12 protein-coding genes and 1 pseudogene are annotated in these 12,375 nt (G+C 70.6%); all 13 read left to right on the top strand.

Going from position 1 to position 12,375, the window contains the following annotated elements; all coding sequences use genetic code 11:
- A partial coding sequence (locus VLK61_RS11840) for a DUF4384 domain-containing protein (RefSeq protein WP_325421363.1) occupies nucleotides 1-426 on the top strand: 426 nt, incomplete at its 5' end.
- 55 nt (nucleotides 427-481) lie between these two features.
- Nucleotides 482-1,345 (top strand): lytic transglycosylase domain-containing protein, encoded by an 864-nt coding sequence (locus tag VLK61_RS11835; RefSeq protein WP_325421362.1) that lies wholly within the window; start codon nucleotides 482-484, stop codon nucleotides 1,343-1,345.
- Nucleotides 1,346-1,393: 48 nt separating this feature from the next.
- Entirely contained in the window at nucleotides 1,394-3,364 is a 1,971-nt protein-coding gene (locus VLK61_RS11830) for an FHIPEP family type III secretion protein (protein ID WP_325421361.1), read from the top strand.
- Nucleotides 3,364-5,388, top strand: a complete 2,025-nt coding sequence (sctC, locus tag VLK61_RS11825) for a type III secretion system outer membrane ring subunit SctC (RefSeq protein WP_325421360.1) — start codon at nucleotides 3,364-3,366, stop codon at nucleotides 5,386-5,388. Before VLK61_RS11830 ends, sctC begins: the two co-directional genes overlap by 1 nt.
- Nucleotides 5,389-5,436: 48 nt before the next feature.
- Nucleotides 5,437-6,561, top strand: a complete 1,125-nt coding sequence (locus tag VLK61_RS11820; RefSeq protein WP_325421358.1) for a SctD/MshK family protein — start codon at nucleotides 5,437-5,439, stop codon at nucleotides 6,559-6,561.
- A gap of 63 nt (nucleotides 6,562-6,624) precedes the next feature.
- On the top strand, nucleotides 6,625-6,924 hold the full coding sequence (locus tag VLK61_RS11815) for a hypothetical protein (RefSeq protein ID WP_325421356.1): 300 nt from the start codon (nucleotides 6,625-6,627) through the stop codon (nucleotides 6,922-6,924).
- Between the two features lie 64 nt (nucleotides 6,925-6,988).
- Nucleotides 6,989-7,390 carry a hypothetical protein gene (locus VLK61_RS11810; protein WP_325421354.1) on the top strand — a complete coding sequence of 134 codons (402 nt, stop codon included), beginning with the start codon at nucleotides 6,989-6,991 and terminating at the stop codon, nucleotides 7,388-7,390.
- 4 nt (nucleotides 7,391-7,394) lie between these two features.
- Nucleotides 7,395-8,213, top strand: a complete 819-nt coding sequence (gene sctJ / locus VLK61_RS11805; RefSeq protein ID WP_325421352.1) for a type III secretion system inner membrane ring lipoprotein SctJ — start codon at nucleotides 7,395-7,397, stop codon at nucleotides 8,211-8,213.
- 1 nt (nucleotide 8,214) lies between these two features.
- Entirely contained in the window at nucleotides 8,215-8,811 is a 597-nt protein-coding gene (locus VLK61_RS11800; protein WP_325421350.1) for a hypothetical protein, read from the top strand.
- A 20-nt stretch (nucleotides 8,812-8,831) separates the two neighbouring features.
- Nucleotides 8,832-9,506: a FliH/SctL family protein gene (locus tag VLK61_RS11795; protein ID WP_325421347.1), complete on the top strand. Its 675-nt coding sequence runs from the start codon at nucleotides 8,832-8,834 to the stop codon at nucleotides 9,504-9,506.
- A gap of 742 nt (nucleotides 9,507-10,248) precedes the next feature.
- On the top strand, nucleotides 10,249-11,595 hold the full coding sequence (locus VLK61_RS11790) for a FliI/YscN family ATPase (protein ID WP_325421345.1): 1,347 nt from the start codon (nucleotides 10,249-10,251) through the stop codon (nucleotides 11,593-11,595).
- Complete coding sequence (locus VLK61_RS11785; protein WP_325421343.1) at nucleotides 11,592-12,080, top strand: hypothetical protein; 489 nt, start codon at nucleotides 11,592-11,594, stop codon at nucleotides 12,078-12,080. Before VLK61_RS11790 ends, VLK61_RS11785 begins: the two co-directional genes overlap by 4 nt.
- A gap of 9 nt (nucleotides 12,081-12,089) precedes the next feature.
- Nucleotides 12,090-12,375 (top strand): annotated as a pseudogene (locus VLK61_RS11780) (hypothetical protein); the annotation flags it as partial.

The raw sequence follows: 12,375 nt of genomic DNA, 5'->3' as shown, positions 1-12,375 counted from the left end.
CCGCTGGACCTGCGCATCGGCGCGGCCAACGAGGCCCAGCGCTTCGCGCGTGGCGATGCGGTGCAACTGCTCATCCGGCCCAGCCGCGATGCCCATGTCTACTGCTTCCTGCAGGACGAGAACCGGCGCATCACGCGCTTCTTCCCGAACCGCTTCCAGCGCGATTCGCACGTAACGGCAGCCTCCGCGCTGCAACTGCCGGGCGCGCAGCGCTTCGAGATCACGATGAACCCGCGCGGCCTGACCGAGACGGTGACCTGCTTCGGCACCGACAAGGACGTGCTGGCGGCCCTGCCCGGCGAGCTGAACGGCGCCGACTTCCAGCCGCTGCCGGTGGCCTCGGTCGAGCAGCTGCGCACGGCCTTCCTGAGCGTGACGAAGGGCACACTCGCGCAGGATTCCTTCCAGATCCGCGCGAAGCCTTGAACGCCTGCCGCGGGCGGCGCAACCCAGACCGGTCCCCCAGAACCGGAGAGCGTGCATGGCCCGTCGACCCCGATCACAGCAGCAAGGCGCCTGGACCGGCATCGTGCTCCCGGTCATCGCCGCGGCAGCCCTCACGTTGCTGATCCTGGCCGCCACCGCCTTGCCGGCCGGCGCCGCGACCTGCACTGCGCCGCTGCCAGCTGCGGGCACGCCCGGGCCGACCGGCACGATGGCGACCGACACGATGGCAACGGACGCGATGGCCAGCACCGGGACATCGAAGTTTCGCCTCATCGCGCAGCAATGCCCAGGTCTCGACGCACCGGCGGTGGTGCACCGCACCGAGCAGCTCGCGCTCTTCGACCGCGCGACGACGATCGCGATCAACCTGGTGGGCGTGCCCGAGCCGGTGACGCTGGCGATGGGCGCGCTGCCGTCGGAGCGCGCGCCGCTCGGCGCCGCAGGTGAGCGCGTGGTCGCGCTGGCGCCGGCGCTCAGCGCAGCGGCGCGCGCCAACGAGCTCGACCCACTGCTGCTGCACGCCATCGCGCATGTCGAGTCGCGGCACAACGCCCAGGCGGTGTCGCCGGCCGGCGCCCGTGGCGTGATGCAGATGATGCCGGCCACGGCGCAGCGCTTCGGTGTCGCGAACCCGGAAAAGTCCTTGCACGATGCCGGCACCAACCTGCGCGCCAGCGCCGCGCTGCTGCGCACGCTGCAGGCCCGCTACGGCGGTGATCTGCGCCTGGTGCTGGCGGCCTACAACGCCGGCGAAGGCGCGGTTGCCAAGCACGGCAACCGGGTGCCGCCGTATCCGGAGACGCAGGCCTATGTGCGCGACGTGCTGGCCATCCACCAGCGGCTGAGCACCGAATTCGCGGTGTCGGGCAGTGGCCAGCTGGTCGCCAAGGGGCTGTGACGTGAAACCCTGCAATCCGACAAGCGCTAACGCAGCAAAGGGCCGGCCATGACGATGTCGTCGTACTTCCGCAGCGCCGGCGCGGTGCATGAAAGCGCCTTCGCGCGCTACAGCGACCTGGTGCTGGTGGCCGGCGTGATTTCGATCGTCGCGATGATGATCCTGCCGCTGCCGGCCTGGCTGATCGACCTGCTGGTCGCCTTCAACATCGCCTCGGGCGTGGTGCTGCTGCTGCTGGGCATCTACATCGCCTCGCCGCTGGAGTTCTCGGTCTTCCCCAGCGTGTTGCTGATGACCACGCTGTTCCGCCTGTCGCTGTCGATCGCCACCACGCGCATGATCCTGCTCGAAGGCCATGCTGGCGCCATCATCGACACCTTCGGCAAGGTGGTCGCCGGCGGCAACCTGGTGGTCGGGCTGGTGGTCTTCCTGATCATCACGGTGGTGCAGTTCATCGTCGTCGCCAAGGGCGCCGAACGCGTGGCCGAAGTGGCGGCGCGCTTTTCGCTCGATGCCATGCCGGGCAAGCAGTTGTCGATCGATTCCGACCTGCGCTCCGGCCTGATCGACAAGGACGAAGCCCGGCGGCGCCGCCGCTCGCTGGAGCTGGAAAGCAAACTGCACGGCAGCCTCGACGGCGCGATGAAGTTCGTCAAGGGCGACACCATCGCCGGCATCATCATCATCGTCATCAACCTGCTCGGCGGGCTGGCGATCGGCGTGATGATGCAGGACATGGATGTCGGCGCCGCGCTGACCAAGTACGCGATCCTGACCGTCGGCGAAGGCATGGTGGCGCAGATCCCGGCGCTGCTGGCCGCGATGGCCGCCGGCCTGATCGTCACCCGCACCACCGACGACGAGACCGACAAGCACCTGGGCGACGCGATCCGCAAGCAGATCGCGGCCAAGCCGCGCGTGCTGCTGGTGGCCGGCGGCATCTGCGTGCTGATGGCCGTTGTGCCGGGCTTCCCGGCCGCGGCCTTTCTGATGCTGGCGCTGGCCTCCGCCGGCGCCGGCCTGCTGCTGACGCCGGCCTGCCGCGAACGGCTGCGCCAGCTGCGCCACCCGGCTGCACGTGGCCTCGTCAGGCGCCTGGAAACACCGCAGCAGGTCACCGCCACCGCGCTGCCGCCGAGCCGGCCTTCGGTGCCGCTGCTGCTGCGCGTGCCGTCCGCGCTGCTGGCCTCGCAGCGGGCGGCCACGCTGACCCACACGCTCGAAGAAGTGCTGGACGAATTCCAGCTCGGCCTGGGCCTGACGCTGCCGCGCATCCACGTGCATGGCCAGCCCGGCGCCGCCGCGCAAGACCGCTGGGAACTGCTGGCCTATGAAGTGCCGATCGCCCACGGCCAGATGCCGGCCGACGACCCGCACCGTGCGCTCGGCGAGCCGGTGCGTCAGGCGCTGCGCCGCCACGCGTCGCTGTTCCTCGGCGTGCAGGACACCACCAACCTGCTGACCCGCGCTTCGGCCGATGCGCCCGATGTCGTCAAGGAAGTGCTGCGTGCGCTGCCGGTGCAGCGTGTGGCCGATGTGCTGCGGCGGCTGGTCGGCGAATCGGTGTCGATCCGCAACCTGCGCGACATCCTCGAGGCGCTGTCGGAAGCCGGACAACGCGACAAGGACGTGCATGCACTGACCGAGTTCGCCCGCATCGCGCTGCGGCGGCAGATCAGCCACCAGGCGGCGCCCGACGGCCTGCTCACTGCCGTGTTGCTGGAGCCGGCGCTGGAGGACCTGCTGCGCCAGGCGGTGCGGGTCAGCAGCGGCGTGGCGCAACTCGCGCTCGACCCGGACATGGCGCGCCGCATCAGCGAGGCCGTGCGCAGCAGCATCGCGCAGCGCGCGCCGAAAGCCATCGTCACCGCCATCGACGTGCGCTGGCACCTGCGCAAGCTGATCGAGCCGGAATGCTTCGACATGCCGGTGCTGTCCTACCACGAGCTGATGCCCACGCTGCAGCTCGAAGTCTTCGACCGCATCGCCGCCCCCGGCGCGATGCTGGAGGCCGCTTGATGTTCACGACCCTGGTTTCCGGGGTCCGGCGCGCAGCGCTGGGCCTGTTCGTCGGTTCGATGATCGCGGCAACAGCGCTGCAACCGGCGCAAGCCGGGGCCATGCCCAACGGTTCACGCTCTGTGTCCATCACCGCTCGTGAGCAGCCCATCGGCGCTTTCCTGCAGGACCTGTTCGCCGCGGTCGACGTGCCGGTCACGCTGGGCCCCGGCCTCACCGGCTCGGTCAATGGCAGCTTCACCGGGCCGGCCGAGAAGGTGCTGCGTGATGTCGCACGTGTCTACAACCTGGTCAGCTACTACGACGGCGCGGTGATGCACGTGGTGCCGGCGGCCGACATGGTGCGGCGCAGCTTCACCGCATCGCCGGCGGTGGCCGACCGGGTGCTGCGCGAAGCCGGTGAACTGGGCCTGCCCGATGCCCGCAACACGCTGCGCCGCAGCGGCGAAGGCAACATGCTGGCCGTGGGCACACGCCGTTTCGTCGAGCAGCTCGACGAGATGATGCGGGCCACGCAAGTCGCACCTGCCGCCGCCGCGCCAGGTGCCGGCGCGATCGACTTCCGTGTCTTCTACCTGCGCTATGCCTGGGCGCAGGACCAGACCATGACGTTCGGCGGTCGCCAGGTGTTGCTGCCCGGGGTTGCATCAATCCTGCGTTCTTTGGTCGGCGCGCGGCCGGGCGCGCCGCTGGGCCAGGAAGTCATGCTGCGGCCAACGCAGCCCAGCCTGCGGGGCCAGGGCTTGGCCAGCCAAGGCACTCCTGTCAAGACGGCCGGCGGCAACAACCGCGAGAGCGCTGCCGACCTGCTGGTCGCGGCGCTGGCGCGCACCGCGCAGCCGGCCGAGCCGCAGCCGACGATCGCCGCCGACCCGAACCAGGTCCGCATCGAGGCCGACCCGCGCCTGAACGCGGTGATCGTGCGGGATCTGGCCGATCGCCTTCCGCGTTATGAGCAGCTGATCGCCGCGCTGGATGTCGAACCGCAATCGCTGGAGATCGAGGCGACGATCATCGACGTCAACACCGACAAGATGCGCGAGCTGGGCGTCGACTGGCGCTTCAACAACGCCGGCAATTCGCTGGGCTTCGGCGGCAACGTGCCGGTGACCGGTGCCGGCGGCGTGGTCACCGCGGTGCTCGGCTCGGTCGGCCAGTTCGTCTCGCGCATCCGGGCGCTGCAGGCCGAAGGCGCCGCCCGCGTGGTCTCCAGCCCGCAGGTGGTGACGCTGTCGAACGTCGAGGCCTTGTTCGACAACAGCTCGACCTTCTTCGTGCGCGTTGCCGGCCGCGACGAGGTCGACCTGTTCAACGTCAGCGCCGGCACCTCGCTGCGTGTCACGCCGCATGTCTTCAAGGACCGCGACAACACCCGCATCAAGCTGATGGTGCAGGTCGAGGACGGCAACATCACCGGCCGCACGGTGGACCAGATCCCGGTGGTCGAGCGCTCGACCATCAACACCCAGGCGCTGATCATGGAAGGCGAGAGCCTGCTGATCGGTGGCATGACGCGCGACAGCACCTCGTCCAGCGTCGACAAGGTGCCGGGCCTGGGCGACATCCCCGTCGTCGGCAACCTGTTCAAGACCCGCACCAACAGCAGCGCGCGCATCGAGCGCATGTTCCTGATCACGCCGCGGCTGGCAGCCACACGGCCGGCCACCAGCCCTGCGGCGCTGCAGACCACGGCGGCGCCGGCGGCCGGCCCCGCTGCGGCCACCGGCAGGGCGCCCTCGCCTGCGCCCTTGTCGGCACCTGCGCCCGCGCCCTCCCCAGCACCCGCACCGGTGCCGACCCCTTTGCTGCAGACGGCCGCGGCATCGCCCAACGCGCCACAGGCCCGCGCGATCGCCCAGGCGCCCGCCGCCGCGCCGCCGGTCTATGCACCCCCTGCCCGCAGCTCGGTCGTGCTTGACCTGGACGCGATGCCCGGCCCTGCCGCCGCGCGGCCGGCGGCCTTCACGCCTGGTGCCGTCAATGCGCGGCCTTCAGCCGCCCGCACCGGCAAGACCACGCCCTGAAGCAAGACCAGCCCCTGACACAAGACCACCCTGAGGCCAGCACCCACCATGAACCGCGATGCCCAACTGCTTGACTCGCTGCAGACCCTGGAACTGCGTGTGCTCGAGGGCCCGCAGGCCGGCGCGAAAGCGCCGCTGGCGGCAGGCACCGGCTGCGTGATCGCTTCGGCGCCGGGCCCCGACGCCGGTGCGGACATCGTGCTGCGCGGCGGCGGCGCCCCGGCGCGGGTGCATGTGACGGCCGACCTGGCGCATGGCCTGATCGAGGTGCTCGAAGGCGAGGTGCGCCTGGGCGACGCGACGCTGCCGGCCGGGGCGCACGCGGCCTGGTCGCGCCATGCACCGCTGCACGTCGGCGACTCGGTCATTGCGTTTGGGCTGGCCTGCGAAGACGCGTGGCCTGTCGCTGCTGCCGCGGGTTCGTCACCGGACCCGGCGCAGGCCGGTTCCACCGCGCTGGACATTCGCCCACCGCTGCGCCGCCGTGCCGAAGCCTGGCTTGCCGCCACCGGCGCCGGCGTGCTGCTGGCCTGTGCCGGCAGCCTGTGGATGGCCCATGTCGCCGCCGCGCCGCGGCCGGTGCCGGTGCTGGCCGCGTCCACGCTGACCGAGGCCCTGAAGGCCAGCGAATTCGCCGCATTGGCGGCCACTCCGCAGGCCGATGGGCGCATCGAACTGCGCGGCCGCTTGTCGACGCAGGCCCAACGCGGCCGCCTCGATGGCTGGCTGGCAGCGCGCCAGTGGACACCATCGCTCGAAGTGCTGGTGGACGAAGCGATCGCGCGCGAGGTCACCGAGCTGTTCCGCATCAACGGCATTGCGGTGCAGGCCCAGGCAGCAGGCCCGGGGCGCATCGTCGCCGAGGCCTCCGAAGCCGATGCCAACCGGCTGGCGCGCGCCGAAGAAGTGGTGCGCCGCGACGTGCGCGGCCTGGACAAGCTGACGCTGCGCAACACCGCCGTCCCGCTGCCGCCCAAGACGCCGATCCTGCCGGACGATCCGAACAAGCGCATCGCGTCGCTGGTGCCCGGCGAGCCGGCGTATGTCGTCACGGTCGATGGTGCGCGCTACTTCATCGGTGCGCTGCTGCCCTCGGGGCACCGCATCACGCAGATCGCCGCGCAGCGCGTCGTGCTCGAGCGCGACGGCCTGCTAACCAACTTGAACTTCTGAGTCCCCACCCGCAACCTAATCCCAACCCCGCGGCAGACCCCGCAGTACACCCAGGAGCACACCATGAGCAACTACGTCAACCCGATGAGCCTGATCGCCGCCACGCCGATGACCCAGAACAAGTCCAGCGGCGGCAGCAGCTGGTTCCAGGCCCTGGCCCAGGCCTGGGGCGAGGCCCTCGACAGCCAGGCCTCGGTGATCCAGCAGAAATCCGACGCCATCGCCACCGGCGGCACCGACAACCCCTCGGCCATCACCGAGCTGACCACCGAGTCGCTGCGCATGAGCTTCCTGTCGAACAGCTCGAACACCTCGATCTCGACAGTCGGCCAGGCCCTCGAGACGATGGCGCGCAAGGGCTAAGCGATCACGCGCCGGGCCGCCGCCCACGAACGGCGGCCCGGCGCGCTCATTCCAGGAGACCGTCATGACATTCGAGATCGCCGCCGCCGCGGCCTTGGGCCCGGCCTCGTCGGCCAGCGCCGGCGCCGCGCCGGTGCAGGTCGGCTACGGCGTATCGCTGTCCGACATCGGCGGCTTCCAGCAGGCCTTGTCCGGCGCCCAGGCGCGCCTGGAGGCGCGGCCGGTCGGCGCGCCCTCGGAAGCGGTGAAGCAGCTGATGACGCCCTTCGAGCACATCAATAACGAGGCCTCGCGCCTGTCGCTGGACGCCAATGCCGCGCAGCGCGCCGGCCGCGACATGAGCCCGAGCGAGGTGGTGATGCTGACCGTGCGCTGCCAGGAATTCATGTTCCATTGCCAGCTCACCTCGAACATCGCCAACCGCACTTCGGACGGCCTGCAACAGCTGTTCCGCCAACAAGCCTGAAGCCATGACACGCCGCTGGATCCCCCTTGCCGCCGTGCTGCTGTGCACCTGGCTGGCCGGTTGCTCGAACCAGGAGCTGTATTCGAAGCTCACCGAGCGCCAGGCCAACGAGATGGTCGCCGTGCTGCGCAGTGCCGGCATCGATGCCGACAAGCACAGCCAGGATGGCCAGTTCTCGGTGCTCACCGCGCGCGGCGATTTTCCGCAGGCCGTGCGCGTGCTGAACGCGCAGGGCTATCCGCGCGACACCTTCGACACGATGGGCAAGGTCTTCAAGCGCGAAGGCTTCGTCTCGTCGCCGCTCGAAGAACGGGCGCGGCTGATCCATGCGATGAGCCAGGAGATCTCGAACACCCTGGCCAGCATCGACGGCGTGGTCACGGCCCGTGTGCACCTGGTGGTGCCGGAACGCCATCCGCTGCTGAGCGACAAGCCCCAGCCGTCGGCCGCTTCGGTGTTCATCAAGCACCGCCCCGACCGCGACCTTGCCGCGCAGGTCACGCAGATCAAGGCGCTGGTCGTCAACAGCATCGAGGGCCTGTCCTACGACAACGTCACCGTCGCGCTGTTCCCGGCCGAAGCCATGCCGGCCGATCCGTCGAAAGCCGATCGTGCCGGGCTGGGCGGGCTGCAGGGACCCTTGCTCTTCGGCACGCTGGCCGGGGCGTTCGTGCTGCTCGGCAGCGGCGCGCTGTGGTGGCATCGACGCCAGCGCCACCCGCTGCCGGCCGATGTGCTGCCCGCGCTGGCCGCGCCCGATGCACGCAAGGCAACGCTGCCCCGAACCGATTTCCAGACGGCACTGCGCCGCAAGGAGCAATGACATGAGCACAGCCAAGATGGCCGAAAACACCGGTGCCGCGGCGTCGGAGCAGCGGCGCCACCGCGCTGCCGTCGCGCAACGCCTGGTCGACCTGGCCCCCGCCGCTGTCGACGTGCTCGACTGGGACGCGCTCGACCAGGCGCCGGCATGGCTGTCGCTGCCCGAGGCCGCGCAATTGATCCTGCAGGCCCGCATCGGCGCGCTGCTCTATGCGCCCGAGCTGCGGCTGTGGATCGACGGCCCGCGCCTGGCCGCGGCGCGCGCGCTGCTGGGCGACGCCGTGCTCGACGATCTGCTCACGCAGCCCGAAGCGGCGATGCCGCGCGGCCTGGTGCGCAGCCCGCGCATCGATCATGCCGGCGAGGTCGCGGCCCAGTTGCGCAGTGCCGGCCTCGCGGTGCTGCTGGCGGCCATGCCGCCCGGCCTGCTGCGCGCGATCGTCATCGCCGCCACCGGGGCCACCGCGGCGTCGGCCATGAGCGCGGCGCTGGCGGCCAGCCTGATCGCCCGCGGCCGCGCGCTCGGCCAGGGTGGCGCGCAGCCCCATGCCAAGGCGGTCGCGGCCGCTGCCGGGGCGGCCGCGGCCTGCGCCGCGTGAGGCCGGCAGCCGCGCCCGTGATGAACAACAGCAGCAACAGCCCCGGTGAGCCCATGAGCCGGCCCTTCCTGATCTGGCACCGTGCCGGCGACACCCGCCTGGCCTCGACGCGGCTGGTGCTGCGCGCGGCCGAAGTGCCCGTGCTGCAGCATGCGCAGGCCCTTCGCGACACGCTCGAGCACCGGCGCGACGTGCAGATGCAGATGATGGCCGACGCGGTGGCGCAGGCCCGCAGCGAAGGCCATGCGCAGGGCTTCGCCACGGCGCAGCGCGAATCCGCCGAGCAACTCGCCGCCACGCTGATGCAGCTGAGCGACGCCGCCGCCGCGGAACGCGCCCAGCTGCGCGGCGATACGGCCTCCCTCGCACTGGAAGTAGTGCGCAAACTGCTCGGCCATGTCGCCGAAGACGCCGTGCTCGCGGCGCTGGCCGAGACCGCCGCGGCCGAGCTGCTGCCCAGCGCCTCGCTGGTGCTGGTGGTGCACCCGGCGCAGGCCGATGCGGTGCAGGACAGGCTGGCCGAGCGCATCGGCACCGGCGGCCTGCGCTTCGAAGTGCGCGCCGATCCGGCGTGTGCGGTGGATGCCTGCCGCCTCGAAACCGAGCACGGCAGCGTCGACGTGGCGCTGGAAGCCCAGTTGGCACGACTGGCAGCGGCATGGGGCGGCATTCAACCCAATGGACCACCAGGATGAACCGTCGATCGTTGCGCGCCGCGATGCCTGTGGAGCGGCTGCGCCCTTCGCTGATGGCTGCAGACGGCCCTTTGCTGTCTTTCGGTTGGTGTGCTGACAGCCGACATTCGATTGTTGAGTCCTGCGGAGTGGCCGGGATTTCGTCCCGGCGGCCGACTCCCTTTCTTTGCTGGTGCAAAGAAAGGAAGCAAAGAAAGCACCTGAACGTCCATCCGTGCATCCGCACGCAAGATGCAGCCGCGCCAGTGGCGGCACCTCCCTGGCATTCTCAATACCCCGAACCGTCGGTCACCAGATTGGCACATATCACGCCCTGGCATTCGAAAGCGGGGCGCCGCTTCCAACGCTCGCCGGGCGCCTTGCGCCCATTCGGCCAGAGGCTTGCACGCTTTCGTATGCCAGCGTGTTGTCACTGCCAATCTGGTGACCGACGGTTCGGGGTATTAAGAATGCCAGGGACGTGTTCACAGTTGTGCCTCCGTGCTGGAGTAACGGAGGCACTGATGAACGTTTGGTTTTCAGGGCCTCTTCTTTGGTTACTTTCTTCTGGCCCCGCAGAAGAAAGTGACCCGCCGGCCGGGGCGGAATCCCGGCGCAGTGCAACGCAAAGTCACCGCCCTCGGCAATGCAAGCTGAACGTCTGCATTCAAGCCAAACCGACGACCGCAATGGGCCGAGTGCAGTCACAGACATTCGCGCCAACAGCGTCGCAGGTCACGCAAAACGCGGCGGAGCAACTGACATGAGCGCAGCCCCCCAACAGCTGCTGCGCACGCTGCAGACCACACGCACCATCGTCGAACAAGGCCGCGTGGTGCAGGCCGGCGGCACGGTGCTGCGGGCCACCGGCCTGCGCGCCCGCATCGGCCAGCAAGTCCACATCTTCGACGCCGCACAGCCGGCAGACCCCACCCATGCCAGCGGTGCCGGCGCGCCGCTGCTCGCCGAAGTCATCGGCTTCAGCGGCAACGAAGTGATCCTCGCGCCATACGGGCCGCTGCAGGGTGTCGCGGTCGGTGCAGCCGTGCAGGCCATCGCCGACGACGCGCGTGTGCCCTGCGGCCCGGCGCTGCTGGGCCGCGTGATCGACGCCTTCGGCCAGCCACTGGATGACCGCCCGCTGCAGCCCGGCCCCGGGCTGCGCCACACGCCCTTGCACGCGCCGGCACCATCACCCCTGAAGCGCCGCGGCGTCGACACGCCGCTGGCCACCGGCGTGCGCGCGATCGACGCGGCGCTGACCGTCGGCGAAGGCCAGCGCGTGGGCATCTTCGCGATGGCCGGCGGCGGCAAGTCGACCCTGCTCGGCATGCTGGCACGACAGGCCCGCGCCGACGTCAACGTGATCGCGCTGGTCGGCGAGCGTGGCCGCGAAGTGCGCGAGTTCCTCGACGACAGCCTGGGCGAAGAAGGCCTGGCCCGCTCGGTGGTGGTGGTTTCGACCTCGGACCGGCCAGCGCTGGAGCGGGTGCGCGCGGCCTATGCCGCGACGGCCATCGCCGAAGGCTTTCGCGCCGAAGGCAAACGCGTGCTGCTGCTGGTCGATTCGGTCACCCGCTTTGCGCGTGGCCTGCGCGAGCTGGGCCTGTCGGCGATGGAGCCGCCGGTGCGGCGCGGCTACCCGCCCTCGGTCTTCGCCGAGATGCCACGGCTGTTCGAGCGCGCCGGCAACGACGCGGCGGGCTCCATCACCGCGTTCTACACCGTGCTGGCCGAGGACGACGACAACAGCGACCCGGTGGCCGAAGAAGTGCGCTCCATCCTCGACGGCCACATCGTGCTGTCGCGGCAGCTGGCGCAGGCCCACCACTACCCGGCGATCGACGTGCTGGGCAGCGCCAGCCGCGTCTTCACGCGCGTGGCCGACGGCCCGCACCGCGCGGCGGCGGCACGGCTGCGCGCGCTGATGGCGCGCCATGCCGAGGTGGAGTTCCTGTTGCGCGTGGGCGAGTACCAGGCCGGCAGCGACCCGCTGGCCGACCAGGCCATCGAACGCATGCCGGCGATCCGCGCCTTGCTGACGCAGGGCTCGGATGAAGCCACCGTGTTCGGCGACACGATCCAGCGCTTGCAGCAGGTGTGCTCATGACGCGGCTGCCGAACCCGCACGAAGCCGCGCAGCTCGTTCGCCTGCGCGGCCTGCGTGTGCGGCGCGCCCGCGAGCGCTGCAGCGCGGCGCAGGCCGAGATCGATGCCGCGGCCGAAGCGGTGCGCGCGCGCCAGCGCAAGATCGTGCAGCTGCGGCGCGACATGGAGGCCTTGAGCCATGCTGTCGTGCATGCGCTGGCCACGCAGCTGCCGCGCTGGTCCGGCACCGTGGTGGCGCAGCGCGACAAGCTGGCCGACCGCCTGGAACGCGATGAATACGCACTGATCGGCGACGAGCGCCAGCAGGAAGAAGCGCAGGAGAAGCTGCAACAGGCGCGCGCCGAGCTGACCCGCGCAATGGCGCAGGAAGATGCCGTGCGCGGCCTGGCGGAGCAGTCGCAACGCGCCGTGGTGGCCCTGCGCGAGCGCCGTGTCGAGACCGAACTCGAAGACCAGTGGCGGGCGCCGGCCGCCGCGCTGCGCTGAGGGCCGACGATGGAACTGCCGAGCAGCACCTCGAAGGCAGGCCCGACCCTGGCGTCACGCCTGGCGCCGCGCGGCAGCGAGGTGTCGGACCATCAGGCCGGTGGCGAGCAATTCGCGCGCCTGTTGTCCGCCAAGTCGGGCGACAAGACCCCGGTCTTCGCCAAAGGCTCGGAAGGCGCCGATGGCGTCGCTAGCGCTGATAACGCAGATGGCGCCGATAGCGCGGATGGCACCGAGGCTGACGACGATGTCGCGGTGGACCTGTCAACAAGCGCCTGCCCCGGCACCGCCGGTC

This window comes from Aquabacterium sp. (assembly GCF_035476535.1).
Lineage (GTDB): Bacteria > Pseudomonadota > Gammaproteobacteria > Burkholderiales > Burkholderiaceae_C > Pseudaquabacterium.
This window is presented reverse-complemented; position numbering and strand designations above follow the sequence as displayed.